This window comes from Thioclava sp. JE_KL1, from assembly GCF_009296265.1.
In the GTDB taxonomy this organism is placed as follows: Bacteria; Pseudomonadota; Alphaproteobacteria; order Rhodobacterales; family Rhodobacteraceae; genus Thioclava.
Genome location: NZ_WBJS01000014.1, coordinates 19,900 through 46,266, shown reverse-complemented (window position 1 = coordinate 46,266; position 26,367 = coordinate 19,900). Strand labels below are relative to the sequence as shown.

Genomic DNA, 26,367 nt, shown 5'->3' with positions numbered 1-26,367 from the left:
GGGCACCAGCTGTTCGAGCGCCGCGGTCGCCAATTGGTTTTGACTGAGGTGGGCCATATCACGCTCGACTATTCGGAGCGGATTTTCGAGGCGGGCGAAGAACTTGAAGCCACGTTGCGGCAGGCTTCGGCGGGGCGTCAAGCGGTGCGTATCGGGGCGCTCTCGACGCTTTCGCGCAACTTCCAGATCGGGTTTCTCGCACCGATCATCGGGCGTCAGGATGTGGAGATCGTGCTTCGCTCAGGCAGCGCGAGCGTGCTGTTCGAGGCGCTGCAGGCGATGGCGCTCGACGTGGTTCTGACGACCGAGCCGCCCGCCCGCGATGTGTTCTCGAGCTTCATCGCGCATCGCGTCGCGGAGCAGAAAGTCTTGCTTCACGGCACACCGCACCGGCTGCGGCATGCGACTCTCGAAGAGATGCTGAGCGAGGAGCCCGTGATCTTGCCGACCGACAGTTCGATCCGCACCGGCTTCGACAGCCTGATCACGCGGCTCGGACTGCGCCCGCAAGTGGCGGCGGAAGTCGACGACATGGCCATGATCCGCCTTCTGGCCCGGGAGGATGCAGGCCTTGCAATCACGCCTGCAGTGGTTCTGGCCGACGAGCTTCGCGAGGGCTTGCTGGTGACCGCGCCCTTCGATCTCGATATTGGCGAGGATTTCTATGCCGTGACCCTGCAGCGCCGGTTTCCGAACCCGGTGGTAGCGGAGCTGCTGGAGAAGGCGCGCGAGCCTGAGGCCGCGAAAGCTGACTGACGCAGGAGAGCCAAGCGATAGCGCGATGGTGCGCGGCTCAGTGTTTCGTGGTGCTGACACATCGTTCGGCCCTATTCCGGACTTTCGATCCTGGCGACGCGAATGCCGGATTTGCGGAGCGTCCTTCTACCATGATCCCGCAGGACAGGTTCTCCGCGAGTTTAACGCCGGGTCGCGGCTTTGATCTCTAAAACTTCTGCTGACGAGTAGGGCTGACCAGTCTCGTCCACGAGGTCGTGGAACCACGCGCCGTCCGCGCCGATCTTGGCCGTGCCGGACACGCCGTCGGGCCAAGGCAGCCAGGTTTGACTGCGCCCGCGCACGAAGCCCCATTGCAACGCGCCGACGCCGGTTTCGCGAAACAGCGGAATCTGCTCGGCGATCGTGCTGTCGAGGCTGCGTGCCATCCATTCGGTGCAGATCAAGGGCCGCTTCAGCGCGCTGAGCGCCGCGATCGTCGCCTCCATTCTTGCGCGCGGCACATAGGCGTGGAAGGTCACGACATCGGAGAGTGCGAGCGCGGTTCGGTCGATTTCCGTCGTGTAGGGCGTGCCATCTCCAGGCACCGACCATGCGGCCACGGTGAGCGGCTGGCTGGGGGCGCACTCCCGTGCCCAAGCAAAGCAGTCACACATCAGAGACAGGCTCGCTTCCTCAAGCCTTTCGGGGTAGCTCTCATAGCGACCGGAGCGGAAAATCATCCGGTTTCCCGGTTCGTTATAGAGGTCCCACACGATGACGCGGGAGTCTGCGCGAAACCGCATGACGATCGCCCTCAGATAGGTTTCAAGCTCGGGCCGGCGGGACGGATCCTCAACGATCGCTCTGCCGGGGCTGCCTACGGCGCGACTGTTATGGATGCCGGGCACGGGGTCGGGCTGCGGCCCGGGCGTTGCCGGCTTGCCAGAAAATTCGCAATCATCGAATGGGCAGAGGATGACGCCAAGACGGTGAGAGGCCGCGATGGTGAGGAAGCGGTCCACCCGGTCGAGCAGCGCGGTCCCCTCGGCCTGCCAGACGACGAAGGGCAGGTTGACGCGCACGACGTTGAACCCGATCTCGCGCGCCCAGCCCAGTTCGCGTTCGATGACCTCGGGGGCGAAATCCGCGCCGCGCCAGAACTCGACGAAGTTGACCGCGACGCTCGGCAGGTAGTTGAAGCCACAAAGCCATCCGATCTCGCGGCGCCATGTCCAGGCGCGTTCAGCGCTCCACCGGTCTGCCTGCTCAAGCCTGTCGTCTTTCATCTTGTCCTCATGGGGCTGGGAGGTCCGGAGGCGTGCGGATCGAACGCCTCCGGGGGTGACTGCGAGCGCAGTTCGGTTACTGGTCGAGGATGTCCTGCACCTCGTTCTGCGCTTCGGCGAGGGCCTTCTTCGGGTCCTTTCCGGTCAGCCAAATCGATTGCAGGTTGCGGTTCAGCGCGTCCTGGATCTTGCTGTATTCCGGCGAGGCCGGCGTATCGTGCGCGATCTTCTCGGTGCCCACGTATTCGGCACGGTGCGGCAGATCGCGATAGGCCTTGCTCTCGAGCACCGACTTGCGCACCGCCATGTGGCCCGTGCGCGCCCAATCCGCGTCGTGATTGTAGATGAAGGCTGCGACCTTCAGTGCGGCCTTGTATTTCTCCGGGTGCTGATCCTTCAGCGTCGAGGGGATCGCCCAGGTGTGGTTGTCCGCCCAGGTCGCGGGCTGGCCGAAAAGTTGCGGGAAGTCAGATACGTAGTAGTCCTTGAGGCCTGTGTCGGGGTTCTCTGCCTGCTTGGTATATTCGTTGACGACCCAAGTGCCATTGACGAGCACCGCCGCGTTGCCGTTTAGGAATTCCTGCTGGCTGTCGGCATAGTTCAGCTTGGGGTTGGCATAGCCGCCATCGAAGAGCTGGGTGATCGCCTTGACCGCGTTGAGGGCCTCGGGCGTGTCGATTGTCGCGGTGTCGCCGTCGAAGATGTTAGAGCCCTGTTGCCAGATCAGAGACAGGACCAGCCGCACGCCGATCGGGAATTGCGAGAAATCGGCGGCGAGATAGTCCTTGCCGGTCGCCTCCTTCACCTTCTTGGCTTGGGCGAGCAGTTCCTCGGGGCTGTGAGGAAGGATCGGCTTGCCGTCCTTCACGAGGCCTGCCTTCTTCATGATGTCCATGTTCACGTGCCAGAGGTTGGCGTGGAAATCCATCGGCACGGCGACGATCTTGCCGTCGTAGGTCACGGCCTTCTTCGCGCCTTCGGTCCAGTCCGACGTGTCGATGCCCGCGGCTTTGAGGTCCGGTCCAATATCGGCCAGGGCGCCCAGCGAGGCGAATTCGGGAATCGAGGAACGATGAATGACGAAGATATCGGGTGGATTGCCCGCCGCGAACATCGCCTTTACGTGGTCATAGTAATTCCCCCAATCGGTCGGCAGGGTCTTCACCGTTACATCGGGAATCTCCTTGCTGGCCGCGTTGATGATCGACTGGATGATGCAGGCTTCGCCGACGCTGGTCTTGGTGTCGGTTCCGGCATTCTCACAAGCACCGAAGAACCGCGCGAGATTGACGGTGACAGGCTCGGCCGCGGCCGGGCTTGCCAGTCCCGCCGCAAGCGCCAGGCCCAGAGCAAGATGTTTCATGGTTTCCTCCCGTATGAATGGGGCAATTGCGCCCCGGTTATCCCTTGCTTCCGCCTACGGTCATCGCTTGCACGACATAGCGCTGGAAGATCAGGAAAAGGACGACGACCGGAAGCGAGGCGATCACGCCCGAGGCCATGACGCGGCCCAGCCCTTCCGATTGCGCGAAGTTCGATTGCAGGCTCGCAAGGCCCAGCGTGATGGTGAACATTTCCTTGTGGCTCGCCGAAACCAGCGGCCAGAGATAGTCGTTCCACGCGTAGAGGAACGTAAGGATCGCAAGCGTCATCATTGCGGGACGCGCGAGGGGCAGCATCACGAACCAGAAGATCTGGAACGGTCCCACCCCGTCGATGCGCGCGGCGTCCTCGATATCCTTCGGCGCGGCCTTGAAGAACTGCATCATCAGGAAGACGCCGATCGGCACAGCCACGCGCGGCAGGATCAGCGCGCCATAGCTGTTGTGCCAGCCGAACTTGGCCAACATCGTGTAGAGCGGAATAAAGATCGCCTGTTCCGGCACCATCAGGCCGAGCAGAATGAAGATGGTGATTGCGGTCTTGAAGCGAAATTCGAGCCGGGCGAGCGCATAGCCTGCGGTCGTCGAGACGGCGAGCACCGCGAGGGTCATGCCACCTGCAACGACGATCGAGTTGAAAAACCAGCGCGGCGTATCCCCGAAGGAAAAGAGCTTTGCGTAATTGTCCCACGTGAAAGGGATCGGGATCATACCCAGCCAGGTCGAAGCGGTGGTTCGCGCCAGAACCTCGTTCGGCTGGAACGAGAGCGATACCATCCAGAGCGTCGGCACGAGCCAGATAAAGGCGGGAATGGCGAGCGCTATGCAGAGCCAGTAATAGCTACGTTTCGACGTCATTCGCTTTTCTCCCGACCGATGAGGAACTGGATCACGGCGAAGACGCTCATGATCGCGAAGAGGAAGACCGCCATGGCCGAGGCGCGCCCGATCTCGCTGTCGCGGAAAGCCGACTGGTAGATGTAGCGCACAAGCACTTGGGTGCGGTCATCCGGGCCGCCTTGCGTCATCAGGTGCGACTGCCCGAAGACCTGGAAATGCAGGATGATCTGCAAGACGACGACGAGCGTGATGGTTCGTTTGAGGTTCGGCAGGGTGATGAACCAGAACGATTTCCATCCCCGCGCATTGTCGAGTGCCGCCGCCTCGTAGATTTCGCGGTTGATGTCCTGCATCCCGGCGAGGAACAGGATCATGGCGATGCCCAGCGACCACCAGATCGTCGTGACCACGATCGCCAGCATCGCGAAATGCGGATCGGTGAGCCAGCTGACCGGAGAGCCGCCGAACACCCGGATCACGTTGTCGATCAGCCCCTGTGTGGGCGAGAACATGATCTGCCAGATCAGGGTGACGACCGTCACCGAGAGGACCTGGCTCAGGAAGAACAACGTGCGGAACACGGCCATCATCCGGGTCTCGCGATTGAGCGCGGCTGCCAGCAAAAGCGCCGCAATGGTGGTGCCCGGGGCTGCGAGGGCCACGAACAGCACCGTGTTGCCGACGGTCGGCCAGAACCTGCGATCGAACCAGCGACCGCCTTCACCGGGCGTGAAGCCGAGGAGGAGAAAGATGAGTAGAGCCGCGATCGCGATCGGGATCGCGCTGCGGCCACTCAAACGGCCCGCCCGGTGAAGTCCGAACGCGCCAGCCAGAACGGCGAGCGCGAGAAGCTGGACGAGGGGGTGCGACAGTGGCCCCCAGGTGATGTTTCGTCCCCAGAGCATGTGAACGTAATTGTGCAGCCCGACCCATTTCGCTGCCGCGGGGTTCATTGCCACTGCGAGAAGATTCCAGTCGTGCAGGCTGATCCAGACGCCTTTGAAGAAAGGGTAGACGAGAAAGGCGCAATAGGTGGCGAGAAATGGGGCCAGAAGCGCCCATGCCGCCTGCTGCTGCGAGAGCGTCCTTTTGCGTTTCCCGGTCGTTTGCCGTGCCATGCGCCTCCTCCCAAAGCTCGCATTAGCTCTTGTGCTAATAATATTAGCAATGTCAGATAGAGACCGCCACCTGTCAATGAAATTTCCTCGGATCCCGGATTTTCGCGATGCAAGAACCTGAAAAGAAAAAGCAAAAAAAAGCGAAAGTGACGATGAAGGACGTGGCCCTCGCAGCCGGGGTGTCGCAATCGACGGTATCGTTCGTGCTGAACGGGCAGGAGGACATGCGGATCGGCAAGGAGACCCGGGATCGGGTTCTCAAGGCCGCCGAGGCGCTGGATTACCGATACCGTTCAGCCGGGCGCCCGCCGTCGCGCAGTCGTCCCGCGACTTACGGTTTCATGATCGACGAAATCGCAACGAGCCCCTTCGCGTCGATCTCCATCGAGGCGTTCCAGGAACAGGCCTGGTCCGACGGCGCGCTCGTGGAGATCGCGATGACAGGGGGGGATTCGGGCTACGAACAGCAAGTTTTGCAGAAATGGCAGCGCGACGGGCTCGATGGGGTGGTCTATGCCTCGATCCTCACGCGCGAGGTGTCACCCCATGTCGCGCTCCGCAAGCATCGCGCGGTGCTGCTCAATTGCCATGACAAGGAGGGCCTGTTCCGCGCGGTGGTGCCTGCGGAGCGGCGCGGCGGCCACGCCGCAACGAGGGCGCTGATTAGCGAGGGCTATCGACGGATCGCGTTCATCGCGGGCGAAGCCTGGATGGAAGCGTCCGAGCAGCGTCAGGAGGGTTTCATCCGCGCGATGCGCGAAAGCGGCCTGGAGCCTGAACCCGAGTTGATCCGACAGGGGAATTTCATGCCGAGCGGCGGCTACCGCGAAAGCCGCGCGCTGCTCTCCCTCGATGCGCCCCCCGAAGCGATTTTCTGCGCCAACGACCTGACCGCACTCGGGTGTTACGAAGCGCTGAAGGAACATGGCGTGCGCGTCGGAGCGGATATCGCCGTGGTCGGCTACGACGACCAGGAGATCGCGCAGCACCTCTCGCCCGCGCTCTCCACCGTGCTTCTTCCGCATGGCGAGATGGGGCGCTGGTGCGCCCGGCAGCTGCGGGCGAAATCGACCCTGCTTCCGCGGGTCGAACGCATGGCCTGTCCTTTCGTTGCGCGGCAGTCGCATTTGAGAGCTCCCCACACGGCCGAATAGAGTCTCGCTTCAGCTGACACTGGTTTTTCGAAAGCTCTCCCGCCCGATCCGATTTCTCGGAGCGGATCTCGTTCGTGCATGAAGATCTATTGATCGTCAGAGCCAAAAGTCGCTGACAGTTCCCCTGAAGATAAGCTGGCGAGCCCGAAGAAAAGTTGAAGGGTCTCCTATGACATCAGGGGATCGATTAGCGGATTTGAGCATACGCTTCGATAATGGCAGGGCCTCCAGGCGGGGCCGTTCATCTCGTTCAATTGCGACCACCAACGCGCGTGGAAACGCAGGCCGCCGTTGGCGAGGTCACTGCCGCGCTCACCGACGGCCGTGCTGATATCTCGGAAGGCGTCATCGTGATGAAGTATATGCCGCTCTGCCTCGCGGAGCTTGGCGAGAGCGACGAAGACCGGATGATCCGTGGTGTGCTGGATCTCTTGGTGCGTGCCGGGGAGGTCGGGGTCGGCGGCCTGCAGCAGTCGTGCGATGAGGAGGTTAATGGGCCGGGAATGGGGTAGGCCTGGAGGAGTTCAGTCGGGAGGCCAGGCTGCCGCGTAGGCCGCCTCGATCACGGTGACTTCCTCTTCCGTCAGCGTCGAGAACTCCTTGCGCAAGGCACGTCTGGATAGCGTGCCGTTGCCTTGTTCCAGAAAACCTCGCAGTAAATCCACCATTGGGGCGGGCATGTCCAGTAACGCGTCGACACTGGATTTGAACCGATCATAGCGCTCAATGTAGTCAATTTCCCTGGGTAGGTCCTGCTCGACCGTTTCCCTGACACAATCGGCGACGAACTCGGCATGCATGGTGCTGTCGAAGAAGCGGTAAAGCGCCGCTGTATCCGACAGGACTTCCACATTCCCCCGGGCCGTGGGCTTCCACTCGATGAACTCCATCATAGGCTCCGAGACGGACTTTAGAACAACGCTGTATTCCTCGATACGCCGGTGGACCACGACGCTGATCGGGAAGACCAGGCCCGTCGGGTTGAACCCGCCACGGGCCAAAACATGGTGCAGCAGATACCGATGGAGACGACCGTTCCCATCCTCGAAGGGGTGGATGTAGACAAAACCGAACGCCACCGCGGCCGCGACCACCATCGGGTCAACACCGCCCTCGAGAGCCCGCGTTTCATAGAGTGCGATTCCCTCGAGGAGGTCAGCCAGATCTTCATGGCGGGCGCTGATATGCACCGGCTCCGGGACCCTTCCGTCGCGGCTGTGGCTACCAATGAAGCCACCCTCCTTGCGAACCCCCATCGTCACGAAGCGTGCATCTCGCAAGACAATCTGTTGCAGGCGCTCAAGCTCGCCCTGCGATAGCGGATGGCTTCCCGCCTCGCCGATTGCACGTGCCCAGCGGGCTGCTCGCTGGGGGCCTGGTTTCTCCTGCTCGATCGCAAAGGAAGCCTTGGAATCGTCAAGCAACAGGAAAGCCGCGGCGCGCGACACGATATGCTGCGGCGCCTTTCCTGTGATCTCCCTTGCCAGAGTTGGCAGTTGCAGCGCGATCAGCCGCTCGAGCTTCTGGGACCTCTGCACGAGAGGACAAAAGGCCGGGGTGCCGGGCAAGTTATCGATAATCTTGTGGCGGGCCGATCGAATCCCTGGATCGATAGCGAAATAGATGTCTGGATCGAGCGCGGGTTGATACTTCACTTTCCCAAGGTCAGGCAGGTCCAGCATCTCGCCTGTCAGCCATTCCCAAAAGAACCAAAGTCGACGCGCGACGAGGCCGGTCGCTCCCATCAAGGCTCGGGAAATCTCGGAAGGGTCTGCAACCCTTGTGACCTCATGCATGATCCGAAGATCGATGCCTTCGTTCTTGATGGCAAAGGTCAGGTGATCAAAGACGGCCTCACCCGGCCATTGCTCCGATCGAAATATCTCCCATTCCGGCTCGGACCGGCGTTCGTGGTGATCGGAGACGAGAGCCAGGCGGCGCGGCATGGGCGTGCGCAGGTCGAGCTCGCTGATCAGCCAGCCATATCCTGCAACCTGGCCTGGGCCAGGGAGCTTGCGTCCGTAGAAATTCATCACCGCGCCACGAAAATAATCACCTTGATAATGTTTAGTTAGATTTTTTTCACCAAATCTGCAAGATCATCCGCGTAGAGAACCGTCACCTCGTGTCGATTTCCTTCACTTTGAGCGCTTTTCTTTCGAATCTCGTCACTTCTGCCGCCGCCAAGCGCTCGCAGGCGTCTCAGGTCCGGTCTCCCGGGCGAAATCTTGGGACGTTCTCTCCAAGCACGCGCTTCATGGTGTCGGTGATAGACGGTAACGCTTCTCTAGATGGTGGAAGGGGCCGCGCGCGAAGCCTCTGACGTAGCGCAGCGCGCGGCTGGGCTGACGGCCACCGTGCTTCTTCGCAGTTTAGGTTTGTTCAACGACCGATGAAAACGAAGGAGGGCACGATGACTGAGATCATGATCGACCTTCCGGGCTTGATCGTCGGGAGCGATGACACGAGTTTTCTGCGCGCGTTGATCCACGGCGCCGCGCAACGGCTGATGGGCATAGAACTGGTCGTCGTTCTCAGGGGGGGAGTGCGATCCGGTCTTGCACCTTGCGGCCCGCTGATCTCCCAGTTGAGAGATCTTCGAACTGTTCGGCGTGCTATCGTTGCCGATCCTCCTTTCGGAAGGACATTTCAATCCTTCCGAAGAGAGAACACTAACCGGATCGCTCAGACATAATATGCATGCAAGGTGCTGAAGTAAATATAAAAATAACTCTGGGTTGTGATGTGGTGAGCTGACGCAAGGTAAGCGTCGGCGTCTCTTACTTAACGTCACCCCAGAGATATCACGCGTATTTGATGGGCGCTCCGGGCGTGAGCCCTGTGCAGGTGTTGAGTTCGAACACATTCGTCAGAGCTCAAAGAAAGGATTACGAAGTTCTTGATAGACATTCAGGAAAACGGCTTCCACTGAGCGCGGACCGGCTGACAATTCTGAACATGTGCGGGTCCACCTGATCTCGCGATCGCGTGCAAATTCAAGAGGCCCTCGTGATCCGAATCCGCTTAAATGGCGTATCCCTCTCATGGCCAAAACGGGGCCCAATCAGGGAGTATGAGTATGCTGAGAAGAACTTTCATGGCGGCGGTCATCGTAGGCACTGCCTTCGTTTCGACGCCGATTTACGCAGATGATCACGGCAAGATGGATATCGTCGATACCGCCGTCGGCGCAGGCAGCTTCGGTACGTTGGTCGCCGCCGTTCAGGCGGCGGGCCTCGTCGATACGCTCAAAGGCGATGGTCCTTTCACCGTCTTCGCCCCGACGGACGAGGCCTTCGCCAAACTTCCCGAAGGCACCGTCGATGACCTGCTCAAACCGGAGAACAAGGATAAGCTCACCGCGATCCTCACTTATCACGTCGTGCCGGGCAAGGTGATGTCGGGAGATTTGACCGACGGGATGATGGCTGAGACCGTCCAGGGCTCGCAGGTGACGATCAAGACCGAACCCGCAGTCATGGTCGACGATGCCAATGTCACACAGGCCGATATCGAGGCCAGCAACGGTGTGATCCATGTCATCGACACCGTGATTATGCCGAAGATGTAACAGGGCCGCCTTCGGTCTCATCCAATGTGGCGGCAGGCCATCGACCCCGTTGCGCGCGCTTGACTGGTTGCAGCGCGCGCAACACTCAGTCTCGGAGTGCCAAGCGGTGTTTCGTTCAAGCCGGGTCTGACCGCTGTCGGTCCGCACAGGACACTCGTCTCCAATATTCATGCTGCCTTGCAGCTTCGCCAAGGTGGCCAGGAAAGTGCCGCGAATAGCGCCGATTTGAGATTGAGCTGGTGTCTCTCGGTTTGCGCGACGGGCCTGTTGCCCTCGATCGAGATTTTCCGCCGCATATCCGGGCGCGCACCCGGATGGCTCTGACAAGTCCTGGGTTCGCGCGGGGCCCTGAAGTAGCGTCGCGGGTGAGACGTTGGGCAGTGGAGGCCGTCACGGAAGGCAAGAGGGCGATCGGCAGCTTTTTTGATTCGCTCCAAGCGCTTGCTGATCAATTTGGGCGGCCCATGTCTTCGAGGATTTCCAATTTTTTACCATCTTTCCACTTGCGATCGCGGGTTTGCTGGTCGCTGTGCTCAATATGTTTTCAGGCGACAACACTCCGCTCAGCGTTATCGGTGGCAACGGCGGAGTAAAATCCTGCCATTGGGCGGCGCAAAAACCGGCCGCTTCGGGGTTTGGGCGCGACGCGCGCCATGAGGCGGCGGCCAGTCAGCCGCGCTCCCCAGATAGCTGGCGGTTGACTGGCTGCCTTGGCCCGTGAGGGCCAGGCCTTTATCGGCTGGATCAGGCGGTGTCGGTGGACTTGCGCGCACGGCGAAAGCTCCAAGCGGGGTGTTTTTTCCGAAACGAGGCTGGCACGACGTCAAAACTACCTGTTCGTTAGCCTTATGATGCTGCCAGCCCAAAATCGCGCGGCGAGATCGCGATATCGGCAATCGTGTAGTTGTCGAGCGTCGCCAAGAAAGCCGCCCGGGCTTCCGCCAAGGGAGAAATCAAACGGCAGGACGCTGTGATCGTGCATCCTCGTTGATCGAGCGATCTGAAGGCAGTTCATCCCATCAGCTCATCTCACAGAGAAACTGAACTGCCGGTATCCGCGAGGACGATGGTTTGGAACTGGACACCTTCCCCGCGACGACCAGATCCTGACGCTCGCGCTGACCGAACGAACTCCCTTTTCTCGGAACACGATGTGTGAGCAGAGAACGGGGAGCATTCACTTTCAGTTATCCCGATTTCAGGGCCTTGCATGCGGCGAGCACCCGTTGCGCCGACGCCTCAGATGAATCTCGGCGGATTGACCACTGGTCCTCGTATAACACGCTGTCAGCAAGGTGGTTTCGAGCGCAGATGCGCGCTCGCAGCGTCTCCTCATGGCCTCCCGATTGGCAGCAGAAAGCCGATTTCATCTTCGATGGCCTTGATCATGACTGACTTCATGCGCCTTGGCGTATGAGCCGTTATCGGAAACGAGTCGTTGAGTTTCGGTTGGTTCCTCATGCCGTAGTTCATCATGTCGTTGGGGAGCGGCGGCTCCACGCCTTTTGCGATCGCTAACAAAGTGCCAGGCTGCTGCACGACGATCAGAGCGGGCGTCGGCATGCGGATTGCCCCAATCCCCCTGATCTTGTTGAGAGCCCTACAAAGCGTCTCGGAGGACATATCCAGCAGAGAGGCGATGTCGCGCCGCGTGAGCGATATCGACAAATGTGTCTCGGTCGTGCCGGACTGGGGCGGCAGCTGAGCGAACAATAAGGCCGCAATACGTTGAGTTGTTCCCTTGCTGCGCAGGGACGACATCCAGAGGCGCTCCTTCTCGAGCTGATGGATAGTCGCGGCGAGATAGCCTTTCCGCAACGCTTCGTGCTCGGACAGCAGCGTTTCAAAACTCGAACGCGTCATCCAGCACAGGGTAACATCCGTTGCAGCTTCCCAGGCCAGCCTGTTCTCGGTAGCACCGATATCACCAACGATGTCGCCGGTAGAGAGCAGGCTCAGGATGTGCATTTCGCCGTCTTCAGTCTGGTTTACGACTTTGACGGCTCCCGAACAGAGAATGCCGATCCAGGTCGCGGGTTCGCCCTGGGCAAAGATGGTCGTGCCCGACGGGAAGCGGGCGACGTGTGTTCGCGTTGCCAAGGCTTTCGCCGCGCATGCGTCAATCTCCCCGAAAAATCCAATTCCATCCTCCACGAACTGGAGACAGGTCGATGATGGTGCGCAGGTGAGTTGACTATAAAGCACCATGTAGACCTCGTCTAAATAATTGTTTTTTCAGGTCAGTCTTGATGACCTCCGCTGAAAACTTCCCGTCAACATAAGCGCAATCGCAAGGATCGGTCCTGACATGGATCAGCGTGCCGAGCGTAATCAAGTCAGCAAAGGGCCGTCCTGGTCCATGTAGGAGGGATCGAACTCTGCCTCGGTGATCAGCCGGTTGTAATCGTGGAAGGAAACGCGGCCGGAGCGAAAGGTGACCAGTCCATCCTCGCGCAGCCGGCGCAGGGCTCTGTTGACGTGTATCGCGCTTAGGCCCAGAGCATCGGCTAGATGATATTGCGTAAGCGGGCAATCGAACCCGCACTTGTCTGCAAAGCCCACGAAGGAGAGGCGCGCGCCAAGCTCGAGGAGAAAATGTGCGACCCTTTTATCCGCGCTCCGGCGGCCGATCCCCACGAGATGCTCGACGACCATCGCTTCGTCGCGAGAGGCTGCCCAAAGGATGGCGGTCGCAAGCCGCGGTGTGGTCTCAAAAACATCCAGCAACTCATCCAGCCGCACTTCTGCCGCCTCGATCTCGACCACCGACTCGAAGCTGTGATCGGAGGTGCGCAAGAGTATGCTGCGCAGGCCCAGGAAGTCACCGGGGACCTGAAAGTCGACGATCTGGCGCCCGCCATCGGGCTGGATCTTGTAGGAGGAGACCCATCCTTTCGCGAGAATATAGGTGGCGTGTTCGGATTGGCCCTGATGAACCAGATCGCGCCCCGCCGCGAAGAAGCGGCGGCGACGAAATAAGAGCTTCAGAGCCGCGCGTTCCTGATCCGTGAGGGTGACGAATGCCGAAAGCTTGCGCGCGAGTGGTGTGTCTTCCATCCGTGGCTTGCTTTCCGTTGGTTCCGGTCAGCACAGACTTGGTATCGCAAGCTCAAGCTGCTTTCGATCAGTCCAGCCGAAAGGAAATTCTGTCATATTGCATGTTGGCACCATTACCAGCCGGTGGCGACCCAAATTCCACAAGGAAAGGCCGAAACCAATGTCCTCGAAATCGGAATATGCCGGGATCGCTGCGCTGTCGATCTGCGAGGCGTTGCTCTTGGCGATGAACGATCGTGGTTTGCTGTCGGAGGCCGATGTCGTCGGCGTGCTCGAAGATGCGGCCACAAGTCATGAAAACGCGGCTGCCGCCTCTCTCGCAGGGGAGACGCATCTGGCCACGGCAGAGCTGATCCGCGCAATCGTCGCAGGCGGAAATTCCGTGCGCAGGCTTTGACCGGGATTTAGGGTTCTTTCGAGAGCCGGAGTTAGCGCAACAATGCAAAGAGGTCCGCCCTTTTGATCTTCCTGAAATCGGTTCTTATCAGGGCGTGAGGCTTCGAAGCGCGAGCCGCATCTGCTTCTCGATCTCGATCAGAATGAAGAAGACGATGCCGATCAGGATGATCAATACCCCGTCGCGGAATGGTACCGCTTGTGTTGCGAACACCTTCTGCAAAGGGGGAACGTAGGTGATCGCGAGCTGAGCGGCTACGACGGTCAGAACGCAGACCCAGATGATCGGCGTTCCCCGGGCGGCCGCCCAGGTGAGAGAGGTGCCATGGATGTTGCGGATGAAGAAAAGATGGAAAATCTCGAGCACGACCAAGGTGTTCATCGCCATCGTCTGCGCCAGGACGGACGGGTAGCCCCGGTCGGTGGCGTAGAAGTAAACCCCGAACACCGCCGTCAGGAACAGCACCGAGACGAGCACGATGTGCCAGATCAGCTGCCCCGTCAGCAGCGGCGCGGCGCGCGGGCGAGGCGGGCGGCGCATGGTGCCGGGCTCGGACGGTTCGAAGGCGAGCGCGACGCCCAGCGTCACGGCGGTGATCAGGTTGACCCAGAGGATCTGCACTGCCGAGATCGGCAATGTCATGCCGGCAAAGAGCGCTGCGATAATCGTCATCGCCTCGCCAGCATTGGTGGGTAGCGTCCAGCCGATGACCTTTTTGATATTGTCATAGACCGTCCGGCCCTCGCGCACTGCAGCGGCGATAGACGCGAAATTGTCATCGGCCAGCACGAATTCGGCGGCCTCCTTGGCGGCCTCGCTGCCTTTCCGGCCCATCGCGATCCCGGCGTCGGCGCGCTTGAGCGCCGGAGCGTCATTGACCCCGTCTCCGGTCATGGCAACGGTCAGCCCGCGCGATTGCAGGGCAGTTACGAGCCGCAATTTGTGGGCCGGAGATGTGCGCGCGAAGATGTCCGTCTTTACCGCCGTGTCGGCCAGTTCAGCGTCGTCCATCGCCTCGATATCCGCTCCGGTCAGCACGCGCTCGGCGTTCTTCAGTCCGATTCTTTCGGCGATGGCGCGCGCCGTGGCGGCATGGTCGCCGGTGATCATCTTTATTTGGATTCCCGCAGCATGGCAGTCGGCGACCGCGTCGATGGCTTCTGCCCGCGGGGGATCGATTAGGCCGATCAATCCGACGAGGGTCAGTTGACCCTCGAGGTCAGTCGCCAACAACTCGGTGTGGCCCACAGACACCGCGCGTGTGGCGATCGCGATCACCCGCTGTCCCTCGGCAGCGAGCTCCTCAATCGCTGCGTGCCAGTGATCAACGTCCAGCGGCTCCGTGCCACCCTCGGCGCTGCGCTGGTCGGCGCATAGCGCCAGCACCGCCTCGGGCGCGCCCTTGACGTGGATGCAGGCGCGGCCTTCGCGGTCGCGGTGTAGCGTGGCCATGTAGCGATGCGCAGCATCGAAGGGGATTGCGTCGGCGCGGGTCCATTCGCGGAAGGGCTCGGGCCCGTCGCGAGTGACCTTGCCGGCGAGCGCCATGAGCGCGCCTTCCATCGGGTCGCCCTCGACACGCCAGCCTTCGGCATGGCTGTGCAGCAGCGCATCGTTACAAAGGGCCGCGGCGCGGGCGAATTCCAACAGCACCGCGTGGTCGTCCGGGTCGACATCGGCATCGCGCCAGCGCACCGCGCCCTCGGGCGCGTATCCGCTGCCCATCACGGAATAAATGTGCTCGGTCGCGGCCAGGGAGGCGACCGTCATTTCGTTGCGCGTCAGCGTTCCGGTCTTGTCCGAGCAGATCACCGACACCGCGCCGAGCGTTTCGATCGCCGGTAGGCGACGAACGATGACGTTGCGTCGGGCCATCGCCTGCACTCCGACAGCCAGAGTGATTGTCAACACCGCCGGCAGCCCCTCGGGGATCGCGGCTACCGAGAGGCCGACAACTGCCATGAACAGGTCTGAGAAGGGGAGGTGGCCGACGAAGTAGCCGTAGATCAGTAGCGTCACCGCCACCATAAGGATGAAGGCCGTCAGCCATCGGGCGAAGCGGTCCATCTGTGCGACGAGCGGTGTCGTGAGTGTCTCAACCCGGCTTAGCATGCCGCTGATCCGGCCGATCTGGGTTTGCGCACCCGTCGCCGCGACGACGCCGCGTCCTGCCCCGGCGGCGACCAGCGTGCCCGAGAAGAGCATCGAATTCCGGTCGCCCAGCGACGCTTCCTCCGCGACCGGTGCCGTGCCCTTGTCGACCGGCACGGATTCGCCGGTCAGGATCGCTTCCTCCGCTTTCAGCCCCCGGGCCGCGATCAGGCGAAGGTCGGCAGGCACCCGGTCGCCCGCCTCGATCAGCACGATGTCACCGGGCACCAGATCGGCCGCCTCAAGGCTCTGTCGGCGTCCGTCGCGCAACACCGCCGTTCGTGGCGCGAGCATTCCCCGGATCGCGGCCATCGCCTGCTCGGCGCGGCCTTCTTGCACATATCCGATCACCGCGTTGACGATTACAACTGCCAAGATCACGCCCGTATCCACCCAATGGTGCAGGGCTCCCGTCACTGCGGCGGATGCGAGCAACACATAGATCAGCACATTGTGGAAATGCGCCAGAAAACGGAGCAATTGGCTGCGTGGCGGAGGTTCGGGAAGCCGGTTGGGGCCGTGCGCGACCCGGCGATGCGCGGCTTCCTCGCTGCTAAGTCCTTCCGCCCTGGCTGAGACCGCGTGAAGGGCCTCACTCGGGGGCAGTGCGTGGAGCCTCGAGATGATATGCTGCTCTTCCGCCAGAAGCCGGGTGTCGACTGGGTGAAGATTCGCCGCGCTTGTCGGGGGCGGATAGGGTGGGGACGGCATGTGGCTCCTTCTCGCGTCGGGGAGCGGCGTCAGGTTCAATCTGATCTGCAGGAAACTCAGTAGTCATAATGTGGGAGATTACTTTATCGGGCAACTCCGTTGAGACGAGGGGGCTTCACTACATTGCCCTTGCCTCAGGCGAGGTTTGGGCCCGTGCATCGCCGCTTCCATCCGATGCTTGGCGAACTCGATGCACGCTGGGTCGAAATAGTGTGCGCAGCGCGACATTCACGCCTCCGAGCACCACTGGAGACGGATGATCGAAGACACGAGAGTTTATTCGAGTGACAGATCACGCGCTTCAGCCCTTTCCACCTCGTTGCGTTGTGTCAATGTTTCCGCATCCCGCATCTGGTAGAAAGGAAGTCGTAAGCCAGTAAGGGGTTGCCTTAACACAAAATATCTCGCCAAGGAGGTTTCGATGCGAGAATTGCATCCAAATTCGGCGCGCGACTTGTTGGGTGCGATGGGCCGCCCCAGAGGTTCTTCTTTGCATTTCCATCACGTTTTGGCCTGTCTCGACCACTCGCCGCAATCGCGCCAGGTTCTCGCGGAGGCTGCGGCCATTGCCGAAGTCATGGGAGCAGAGTTGACCGTGCTCCGGGTGATGGAGGCTGGAACGCAAGCTATGCGACGTCCGGTCGATCCCGTCGATTGGGACCTCGGCCGCCGAGAGGAAGAGGCCGAACTTGGTCGGCTTGTCGGTGAAATCTGCACCCTGCCCGATATCCACACGGAGGTGATGAGCGGAGCCACTGCGGACTGTATCTGCCGCAAGGCGCATGAAACCGGAGTGGACCTGATGGTGCTGGGCGTCGGTGGACGCGACCGCTGGACCGAATGGGGTCTCGGCAGCACGGTGCGTCAGGTCGCCGAGCACGCCGCAGGCTCTGTCTTGATCGTCCCCGAGACCCCCGCGAATGACGTGACGCGACAGAAGTCCGGGGAGCGCGTTCTGGTGCCGCTCGACAGCTCGACCTGGGCGGAGGCGGTGTTGCCGATTGCCCTGGGTGTCGCCCAGAGCCGGAGCGCCGAATTGGTCCTGTTGCACGCGGTGCCGGACATAAGCCTTACCGGAAACAGTCCGCCCGACGCCCATGACGAGGCCTTGCGCGCCGATCTGCGCCACCGCAACGAACGCGTGGCCCAAGCCTATCTCGACAGAATCCGGGCACTGTTGCCCGCCGACGCGTTGCGCACGCGCGTGCGCCTGCTCAGTGGTGAAGACCCGCGTCGGGCGCTCGCCCGAGCCGTGAACGAGGAAGCCGCCAGCCTGGTGGTGCTCAGCGCGCGCGGGCAGGGGGCGCATCCTGACCTGCCGATCGGCAGCACGGCGGAATACCTGATCTCGGCGGCCACTGTTCCCGTGCTTCTGGTGCGCCGCCCCGAAGCCGGATCGAGGCCTTCGGCGCAGGCCGCGCCATGGCGATCACGTATGGTTAGGGCGCCGGTGTGACCGAGGCGCCAGATCGGACAGCTGGCGCCGGGCCGGAGGAACTGCTCGATCACGCAGCCGAGAGCTTGAGCCACCACCTCGAGATCTGCGCGGGCGCTCCGCGTTCAGCACCGGTCTGGGCCGAGCTTGATGCGATCCCGAAATGGCTTGTCAGGGCCCAACGCTGTTCGATCCATCCGCCTCCGGCAGCGACCAAGGCCGCCGAATGGTTGCTCGACAACGAGTATCACGTTCGCCGCGCCATTCGTCAGGTTCAGGCAGACATGCCGCCCGATTTCTATCGCCGCCTGCCCAGCCTCTCTACGCCCGAGTGCCGCGGTCTGCCGCGGATCTTTCTGGCCGCGCATGGCTTTCTTGAAGCTGCGCATATGCAGGTAAATCTCGTGGCGGCAGAGAGGTTCCTGACAGCCTTTCAGCGCGGCGCGGCCCTGACGATCGCGGAACTCTGGGCCTTTCCGGCGATGCTGCGGCTCGCCTGCCTCGAGACCATCGTCGTTGCTTTCTCTGAATTGATCGAAGAGATCGATCCTCCATTCAGAGCGACGCCCGGAGCCGCTTACGGCGAGGCTCACGACCCGACCGAGGCAGTCTCGCGTGCCATCATGGCGCTTTCGGCCATCTCGCGCGTGCCGTGGGAGGAGGTTTTCGAGGCGACGAGCCGGGTCGAGGCGATCCTACGGAAGGATCCGGCAGGTATCTACGCCGCGATGGATTTCGACACGCGCGACAGCTATCGCAAGGCGGTCGAGGAGCTTTCCGAGGGGTCGGATTGGTCCGAAACACGAGTCGCCGATGAGGCCATCTCGCTGGCTACCGCCCATGCCGGGGCGTCCCGCGCCAACCATGTCGGCTGGTGGCTTGTCGGCGACGGGCGCCGCCAATTGGAGCGTCAGGTGGGCTTTCGCGCACATGCCGCGGTGACTTGGCTACGCTGGGTCCTGGCTCATGCGGGCGCCTCCTATGCCGTCGCGTTGATCGCGGTGGGGGCGGTGGCGATGACCGTGCCGCTGGTGTTGCTTGCTGTGAACAACGCGTCGGTCACCGCGTCGCTCGTTACTGCGCTCCTGTCGCTCATGCCGGCCTCGATCATCGCCGTCACTGTTGTCAATTGGCTTGTAACTCAGACGATCCCGCCCAGGACGCTTCCCAAGCTCGACTTCCGTGACGGCCTACCGAAAGGCTGTGAGACGGCCGTCGTCCTGCCGGTGATCATCGCCGCCCAAGACGAGGTTTCAACGCTCATCGCCCAACTCGAGCGGCACTGGCTGACCAGCCCCGACCCGCGCCTGCACTACGTGATCCTGAGCGACCTGGCAGACGCTGCCGGCGAAACCCTGTCATCAGATGCGGGCGTAGAAGACGCTCTCACCGAGGGCATCCGGAAGCTGAATGGACGATACGGCCCCGGTCACCCCTTCGTTCTGATGCACCGGCGGCGGCGCTGGAACCCGGCAGAAGGCGTGTGGATGGGATGGGAGCGCAAACGCGGCAAGCTCGAAGAATTCAATGCATTCCTTCACGGCGATGCAGTGTCGGCCTTTCCCCTGACGGAAGGTAAGACCGGCACCCTTGGTGTCGTGCGCTTCGTGGTCACGCTGGATGCGGATACCATCGCCCCGCCAGGCACGATCCACCGGTTGATCGGCACGCTTGCCCATCCGCTCAACCGGGTGGAATTCGATCCGACAGGCGAGCGCGTGATCTCTGGTTATACCTTCATCCAGCCGCGGATCGAGATCTCGCCAGAGGCGGGCTCGGCCTCGCTTTTCGCCCGGCTCTATACTGGCGACACGGCGATCGACATCTATAGCCGGGCGGTGTCGGACGTCTACCAGGACCTTTTTGGCGAGGGCGTTTTCACGGGAAAGGGAGCCTATGACGCCGCGGCATTCAGCCAGAGCCTGCGCGGGCGGGTGCCGGAGAACGCGATACTCAGCCATGACCTGTTCGAAGGCCTGCATGGGCGGGCCGCGCTCGCGTCAGACATCGTTTTCTATGAGAATTTCCCGGGCAACTACCCAGAATTCACCCGCCGCTGGCACCGCTGGATACGCGGCGACTGGCAATTATTGCCCTGGCTCCAGCGCACTGTGCCCGGGCGCGGCGAAAAGCAATTCAAGAATCCGCTTTCGCCTCTCGACCGCTGGAAAATCATCGACAACCTGCGCCGCAGCCTGATCCCGCCGGTTTTGGTGATACTCGCTCTGATCGGCTGGCTTCTCGTGCCGTCGGATGCGTTTGTGTGGTCTGTGCTCACCGTAGTCGCTCCGGGAGTCTACCTGATAACAGACGCCATAGCGGGCTTTATCCACGGGCGCAGACGCGGCGTAGTGCGCGAGCGGACGCGCCAGTTCCTCGATCACGCCCGGCGCTGGACCCTTGCCGTCGTTTTCATGGCTCATGAAGCATTCGTCTCGCTTGACGCAATTTGTCGTGCGCTGTGGAGAATGATGGTCTCGCGCAGGCGGATGCTCGAATGGACATCCTCTGCCCATGTCGCCACCGCGGACAGCGCGGATCGCAGGCGTGCCTGGGAGGAGATGGCTGGCGCACCGATATTGGCCGTGGCTATGGCGGCCACGCTGACGGCTTTTGCCCCGGAAGCGTTGTCCGGTGCAGCGCCGCTTCTGCTCCTATGGCTGATCTCTCCCGAGATCGCGCAGCTGATCGCCCGCCCTCTGCGTCGCCCTGAAGAAGCTCTGAGTTGTGACGACCAGCGTTTCTTGCGCCACCTCGCGCGTCGCACGTGGTTGTATTTCGAGACCTATGCAGGGCCTGAGGACAACTGGCTACCGCCCGACAATTATCAAACCGAGCCGCATGAAGAGATAGCTCACCGCTCTTCACCCACCAATGTCGGCATGTTGCTGCTTTCAGCGCTCTCTGCGTTCGACCTTGGTCATTCCGGGTTGCCCGCCCTCGTCGCGCGAGCCGCCAATGTGCTGGCCACGCTTGAGCGGCTCGAGCGCTACCACGGTCATATCCTGAACTGGTTCGATACCCGCACCCTCGAACCGTTGGAGCCGCGCTATGTCTCCACCGTCGATAGCGGCAACCTTGCGGTCGCCTTGGTGACGCTCGCGGAGGGGTGCCGGGAGGCGGCCCAAGGTCCGCCGGTGTCATCTGTTTCGTGGGATGGTCTTGCGGACAGTTTCGGACTGCTGCGAGATGCCCTCGCGGCAATGCCGTTGCAACCATCCGCCCCGCTGCTCGCTCGTCTCGACGACCTGATCGCCGAAGCGGCACGGGTTCGCGACCGGCCGGAGGACTGGGCCGCGAGCGCCCGCGCCATGCGGGACACGGGGCTGCCCGCGCTCTCAGCGGAGCTTCCCGTCGCGTTCGAAGCTGCTCCGGCGACGGATCCCCGAGAGATCCATCTCTGGCTCGAACGCAGCATCCACCATGTGATCAGCTTCATTCGAGATCTCGAGAAGCTTTGCCCGTGGACGCCCCTTGTCGCGGCGCCGCCACCTGGGCAGGACGCACTCGCCGCTCAGCTTGCCGAGGTCCTGCCGCCCGATCTTCGTCTCGAGGACACCGAGACCGCAATTGAGACCGCACGGGGTCTGATTGGAGAGAGGGAGGCCGATCCATGGCACGACACCCTTCGTGCTGCATTGAAGGACGGACTGGCTGCGCGAAGCGCCCTTCGCGACAGCCTCACGGTCAGCGCCGAGCATGCCCATCGCTTAGCTCTCGCGATGGAATTCGGTCTGCTCTACGACAGCGAGACCCGAACGTTCTTCATTGGCTACAACCTGAGCCAGGACCAGATGGACCAGCACCGCTATGATCTGCTGGCTTCTGAGGCGCGGCTGGCAAGCTACTTTGCGATCGCCAAGGGAGATGTCCCCGTCGAGCACTGGTTCCACCTTGGACGACCACTGGCGCATCCGGGCCGCGACCTGACCGTGCTGTCCTGGAACGGCTCAATGTTCGAATATCTCATGCCCGCGCTGCTATTGCGCAGCGGTCCGGGGCGGCTCCTGGGACAAAGCGAGGCGGCGGCCGTCGCGGTGCAGAAGCGCTACGGCGAACGGTTGGGTCTGCCCTGGGGGGTGTCGGAAGCCGCCTTCGCCACGCGCGACACTTCGCATCGTTACCAGTATCGCGCCTTCGGCGTCCCCGGGCTGGGCCTGAAGCGCGGGCTCGATGAAGACTACGTGGTCTCGCCCTATGCCAGCGCGCTCGCGCTTGCCGTGGCGCCGGCAACCGCTGTGGCCAACCTGCGCCGTCTGGATGCCATGGGGATGCAAGGGCGATACGGCTTCTATGACGCGGCCGACTTTACCACTGAGCGCAGCCCCGGCGCGCGTTTCACCCCGGTGCAGACCTTCATGGCCCATCATCAGGGAATGTTGCTGTCCGCTATCGACAATACACTCACAGGCGACAGTCTCGTGCGGCGCTTTAACCGCGACCCGCGGATCGCGGCGATGGAGATGCTGCTGCAGGAAAGGGTGCCGTGGGAATATGTCCCCGAGCCGCTACCCGACGCCGCCCCTCCGCCACTTCCCGAACTCGAGCGCCGGGCCGTGCCCCCTCTGGATGGCTGGCCAGCGCCCGATATCGGGGCGCCGCAGCTCCATGTCATCGGCAACGGTCGCCTGTCGTCCTGGATCAGCGATGGTGGAGACAGCACACTGTGGTGGCAGGGGCAATCTTTAACGCTCTGGTCGGGCGACCTCGGCCACGCAGCCCGGGCTGGACTGTTCCTGCGTGATGCCGAGAACGGCATGATTTGGGATTTCCGCCGAAGGTCCAGCCAAGCGGTGGATATCACCTTTTATCCTGACCGAGCAAGCTTCCACCTGCATAAGAACGAGATCGCCGCGACGCAGGAAATCGTTACCGTCCAAGCAGACGATGTCGAGCTTCGCCGAGTCACCTTGGTCAACGAGAGTCAGGCCACGCGCGAGATCGAGGTGTCGAGTTATGCCGAGGTCGCCCTGGCCTCATTCGCCTCCCACGAGCGGCACCCTGCTTTCAGCAAGCTATTCGTGCAGAGCGAACCGCTGGTCGGGCTCGATGCATTGCTCTTTACCCGGCGCCCGCGCCGCCCCTCCGACCGACCGCCAGTCATGCTCCAACGGCTGCTAGGTGGGTCTAACGCGGTGCAGTTCGGCGGCTTCGACAGCGACCGCCGTGCGATCCTTGGTCGCTATGGTAGCAGCGAACCACTGGACTGGCTGCAGCGCCCACCGGAGGCGACCGCGGGTTGGACGCTCGATCCGGCGTCGGCGCTGCGGGCTAAGGTTCGGCTCGCACCGGGCGCACGGGTGCAACTGGCATTCATGACTGTCGCCGCTGGTTCGCGTGAAACCGCGATCGAAATTGCCAGCCGCTATTCCGGCGGCGAGACGCTCGATTGGGCATTCGAGGACGCCAAGCGCAGCATTGCGATCGAGGCGGATCAACTCGGGGCGTCCGGTGCGGAGCTGCGCGCAGCTCAAGCGGTTGCCGCAGAACTCGTCCGCCCGCCTGTCAAGCAGGCCGAGTCTCTGATCGGTTTCCTGCCGGGTCAGCACGACCTCTGGGGGCTGGGACTGTCAGGCGATCTGCCAATCGTGCTCGTGCGGGTGGCTGATGCCGACCACGCGGCGCTTTTACCCGCGGCGGTGCGCGCGCATCGGTGGTGGCATCGGCATGGGTTGCGGGCAGATTTGGTAATTCTGAGCACAGGGGCATCGAGCTATGAGGAACCGATCAATGCCCGACTACGCGACGCGCTGCGCGATGCTGGGCTGGCGGAAGGGCTGGGCGGTGACGGCGGCGTGCATTTGCATAGCGCCGACCGCATCGCCGCGACCCAGCGTCGCGCACTCGAGGAATTGGCGCAGGTGGTGCTCGACGGAGCGGCCGAGACGCTGACAGAGACGCTGCAATCGGTGGAGGAACTGCGCGACAAGTCCCCGCTTTTCACTCCTGATGGCCAAGAACAAAGAGCAGAACAAACATTGCGAGCTCCTGCGCAGGGGCTAAAATTCGAAAATGGCTACGGCGGATTCTCAGAGGATGGCGGCGCCTATGTCATTCACCTCGATGCCAGCCGCGTTCCGCCAGTCCCTTGGTGCAACGTGCTCGCGAATGATCACTTTGGCACCATCGTCTCGGAAGCAGGCCTCGGGTTTACCTGGAGCCTCAATGCCGGCGAGCACCGATTGACGCCTTGGTCGAACGACCCGGTAACCGATGCCCAGGGCGAGGCGCTGTATCTGCGCGACGAAGAAACAGCGAGGATCTGGACACCGACGCCGCTGCCCGCAGGGGACGAGGCTTCTTGCGAGGTGACCTGCCGAGCTGGCAGCACCGAATGGAGGCGGGCAACCCATGGGCTCGAGCAGCGGCTCACCGTTTTCGTCCCCGCCGAAGCCACCGTGAAGCTCGCCCATCTGCGGTTGCGTAACATCGATGATCGTCCACGCCGCATCACCGCGACCTATGTCGCTGAATGGCAACTCGGCGCGTTGCGCAGCGCGGCCCGGCCGCATGTCACCTGCACCTATCGTGCAGACAGCCGTTCGTTGATCGCCCGCAACGGCTGGCAACCGGAATTCGCATCGCGCGTCGCGTTTCTCACCGCCAGCCATCCTGCGCACAGCCTGACCTGCGACCGGGCTGCGTTCTACGGTCCGGAAAACGACGCGGCAAATCCCGAAGGGCTGCGACGTTGGTCGCTCGGTGGTCAATGCGGGATGATACGCGATCCGTGTGCGGCCTATCAGGTCCATCTCGATCTCGCGCCGGGGGCCAGCGAGGAGGTCGTTTTCGTGCTCGGCGACGGCGCGAACATGGAGGATGCGGAGGCGCTCGCAATCGAATGGGGCGATGTCGGGCGCGCGACCGAGGCGCTGGAGGCGACGCTCGCGGCCTGGCACCAGCGGTTGGGAACGGTGACAGTGGAAACGCCCGATCCCGCCTTTGATTTGATGGTGAATCGTTGGCTGCCCTATCAGGCACTATCCTCTCGGATCATGGCCCGGGCAGGGTTCAACCAGGCCAGTGGCGGTATCGGCTTTCGCGATCAATTGCAGGACATGATGGCCTTCCTCTTCTCGGAACCCGCGCGCGTTCGCGCCCATATTCTCGATTGCGCCGGGCGTCAGTTCGAGGAGGGCGATGTGCTGCACTGGTGGCACCCGCCGGAAGGCCGCGGCGTGCGAACGCGCTGCTCGGATGACATGCTATGGCTTGTCTATGCCACCCATCGCTACGTGCGCTCCACCGGAGATGTCGGCATTCTCGACGAGGAGGTTCCGTTTCTCACGGCGCCAACTCTTACCGAGGACGAGGAAGACCGATACGCTGCCTTCCCGCGCAGTGCTCAAGCTCGGTCACTCTTCGAGCATTGCCGTCGGGCGCTGATCCATGGTGTCACCTCCGGACAGCATGGCCTGCCACTGATCGGGGCAGGGGACTGGAACGACGGAATGGATCGTGTCGGCCATAACGGCAGAGGAGAAAGTGTGTGGCTGGCTTGGTTCGCATCCCATTGCGCCGAAGGTTTCGCCGATCTGGCCCGGCGGGGCGGGCACGACGACCAGGTCGAGCATTGGAAACGCCGAGCGAGAGACTTGAAACAGGCGGCGGAAGATGCGGCTTGGGATGGTGCATGGTATATGCGCGCCTTTGATGATGACGGACAGCCTTGGGGCTCGCAGGAGTGCGACGAATGCCGTATCGACAGCATCGCCCAGTCCTGGTCGGTTCTCGCCGGCGCGCCCGACAGGGATCGAAGCCGGCAGGCAATGCGATCGGCCTCGGCATGGTTGGTCGACCGAGAGTTGCGCCTTGTGCGTCTCCTCACGCCACCCTTCGACCGCACGCCTCGCGATCCGGGCTATATCCGCGCCTATCCACCCGGCGTGCGCGAGAACGGCGGCCAATATACCCACGCCGCCACTTGGCTCGGTATGGCACAGGCAAAGCTCGGGAACGGAGAGGAAGCCTACCGTATATTCGACCTGATCAATCCGATCCGTCGCAGTGCCTCTCGGGAAGATGCCGAGCGCTACCGCGCAGAGCCTTATGTGATGCCTGCCGATGTCGGGGGCGCGGCGCCATTGGAGGGGCGCGCGGGCTGGACTTGGTATACCGGTGCCGCCGCCTGGTCCTGGCGGCTGGGCATCGAGACGATTCTCGGGCTGGAACTCGAGGGGGGCGCATTGCACATCGCCCCTTGCCTTCCGAAGGGCTGGGGCGGTTTCCGCGCTCGCATCCGCGGTCCAGCCGGTGCCATCTCACTTCGGGTCGAGGACCTCGAGGGCCTTGGCAGCGGTTACGTCAAGGTCACGGTGGATGGCTGCGTGCATTCCAGCGCGACGGTCGAGTTTCCGACTGATGGAACCACCGTCGAAGTCACGGCCCGGCTGGGCGGACAGCGCGACGAGGGCGGCGTCCCGGCGCGTGAGTCGTGAAATTGCGCTGCGCGTTCAGGAACATAAGATGACGCTTGAAGACGAAGATGAGCTGAGAAAGTCAGCACAACTTTCTCCTTCACATGACTCAGGTTTCGGCGCCTCTACGC

At 62.3% G+C, this 26,367-nt stretch carries 16 protein-coding genes; 8 read left to right on the top strand and 8 right to left on the bottom strand.

Annotated elements, in window-relative coordinates:
• Nucleotides 1–756: LysR family transcriptional regulator (locus tag F8R15_RS18670; protein WP_152845596.1), on the top strand; the 756-nt coding region annotated here is incomplete at its 5' end.
• Nucleotides 757–917: 161 nt separating this feature from the next.
• On the opposite strand, the gene F8R15_RS18665 is transcribed toward F8R15_RS18670, so the two are convergent.
• The 4 genes from F8R15_RS18665 to F8R15_RS18650 all read right to left on the bottom strand — a co-directional run bounded on the left by F8R15_RS18665 (nt 918) and on the right by F8R15_RS18650 (nt 5,343).
• A complete protein-coding gene (locus F8R15_RS18665) occupies nt 918–2,003 on the bottom strand; it encodes a 1,4-beta-xylanase (RefSeq protein WP_152845595.1) in 1,086 nt (361 codons plus the stop codon).
• Between the two features lie 76 nt (nt 2,004–2,079).
• Entirely contained in the window at nt 2,080–3,366 is a 1,287-nt protein-coding gene (locus F8R15_RS18660) for an extracellular solute-binding protein (protein WP_098410026.1), read from the bottom strand.
• 37 nt (nt 3,367–3,403) lie between these two features.
• The gene (locus F8R15_RS18655; RefSeq protein WP_098410027.1) at nt 3,404–4,243 is read right to left on the bottom strand and encodes a carbohydrate ABC transporter permease; all 840 of its coding nucleotides are present in this window, start codon (nt 4,241–4,243) and stop codon (nt 3,404–3,406) included.
• Nucleotides 4,240–5,343, bottom strand: a complete 1,104-nt coding sequence (locus F8R15_RS18650) for a carbohydrate ABC transporter permease (RefSeq protein WP_152845594.1) — start codon at nt 5,341–5,343, stop codon at nt 4,240–4,242. The genes F8R15_RS18655 and F8R15_RS18650 overlap by 4 nt, the downstream gene beginning before the upstream one ends.
• 107 nt (nt 5,344–5,450) lie before the next feature.
• Here F8R15_RS18650 and F8R15_RS18645 point away from each other — a divergent pair, with 107 nt between their 5' ends.
• Together F8R15_RS18645 and F8R15_RS21545 are read left to right on the top strand one after the other, a co-directional pair.
• Nucleotides 5,451–6,497 (top strand): LacI family DNA-binding transcriptional regulator, encoded by a 1,047-nt coding sequence (locus tag F8R15_RS18645; protein WP_098410029.1) that lies wholly within the window; start codon nt 5,451–5,453, stop codon nt 6,495–6,497.
• Between the two features lie 353 nt (nt 6,498–6,850).
• Nucleotides 6,851–7,009: a hypothetical protein gene (locus tag F8R15_RS21545; protein WP_172976261.1), complete on the top strand. Its 159-nt coding sequence runs from the start codon at nt 6,851–6,853 to the stop codon at nt 7,007–7,009.
• 12 nt (nt 7,010–7,021) lie between these two features.
• Here the strand turns inward: F8R15_RS21545 and F8R15_RS18640 are convergent, their stop codons facing one another.
• Complete coding sequence (locus tag F8R15_RS18640; protein ID WP_152845593.1) at nt 7,022–8,530, bottom strand: Fic family protein; 1,509 nt, start codon at nt 8,528–8,530, stop codon at nt 7,022–7,024.
• Nucleotides 8,531–8,910: 380 nt separating this feature from the next.
• Between F8R15_RS18640 and F8R15_RS18635 the strand changes: the two genes are divergently transcribed.
• Both F8R15_RS18635 and F8R15_RS18630 read left to right on the top strand, forming a co-directional pair.
• Entirely contained in the window at nt 8,911–9,192 is a 282-nt protein-coding gene (locus F8R15_RS18635; RefSeq protein WP_152845592.1) for a hypothetical protein, read from the top strand.
• Between the two features lie 384 nt (nt 9,193–9,576).
• The gene (locus tag F8R15_RS18630; protein WP_098410033.1) at nt 9,577–10,068 is read left to right on the top strand and encodes a fasciclin domain-containing protein; all 492 of its coding nucleotides are present in this window, start codon (nt 9,577–9,579) and stop codon (nt 10,066–10,068) included.
• Between the two features lie 1,332 nt (nt 10,069–11,400).
• Here the strand turns inward: F8R15_RS18630 and F8R15_RS18625 are convergent.
• Both F8R15_RS18625 and F8R15_RS18620 read right to left on the bottom strand, forming a co-directional pair.
• On the bottom strand, nt 11,401–12,276 hold the full coding sequence (locus tag F8R15_RS18625) for a Crp/Fnr family transcriptional regulator (protein ID WP_152845591.1): 876 nt from the start codon (nt 12,274–12,276) through the stop codon (nt 11,401–11,403).
• A 123-nt stretch (nt 12,277–12,399) separates the two neighbouring features.
• Nucleotides 12,400–13,125 (bottom strand): Crp/Fnr family transcriptional regulator, encoded by a 726-nt coding sequence (locus F8R15_RS18620; RefSeq protein WP_152845590.1) that lies wholly within the window; start codon nt 13,123–13,125, stop codon nt 12,400–12,402.
• Nucleotides 13,126–13,285: 160 nt separating this feature from the next.
• Here F8R15_RS18620 and F8R15_RS18615 point away from each other — a divergent pair, with 160 nt between their 5' ends.
• The gene (locus F8R15_RS18615) at nt 13,286–13,522 is read left to right on the top strand and encodes a hypothetical protein (protein WP_152845589.1); all 237 of its coding nucleotides are present in this window, start codon (nt 13,286–13,288) and stop codon (nt 13,520–13,522) included.
• Between the two features lie 87 nt (nt 13,523–13,609).
• Here F8R15_RS18615 and F8R15_RS18610 read toward each other — a convergent pair whose 3' ends face one another.
• Entirely contained in the window at nt 13,610–16,423 is a 2,814-nt protein-coding gene (locus tag F8R15_RS18610; RefSeq protein WP_253732757.1) for a cation-transporting P-type ATPase, read from the bottom strand.
• Between the two features lie 451 nt (nt 16,424–16,874).
• Here F8R15_RS18610 and F8R15_RS18605 point away from each other — a divergent pair, with 451 nt between their 5' ends.
• Complete coding sequence (locus F8R15_RS18605; protein WP_172976260.1) at nt 16,875–17,840, top strand: universal stress protein; 966 nt, start codon at nt 16,875–16,877, stop codon at nt 17,838–17,840.
• Nucleotides 17,837–26,257: a glucoamylase family protein gene (locus F8R15_RS18600; protein WP_368731096.1), complete on the top strand. Its 8,421-nt coding sequence runs from the start codon at nt 17,837–17,839 to the stop codon at nt 26,255–26,257. The genes F8R15_RS18605 and F8R15_RS18600 overlap by 4 nt, the downstream gene beginning before the upstream one ends.
• Nucleotides 26,258–26,367 lie beyond the last annotated feature (110 nt).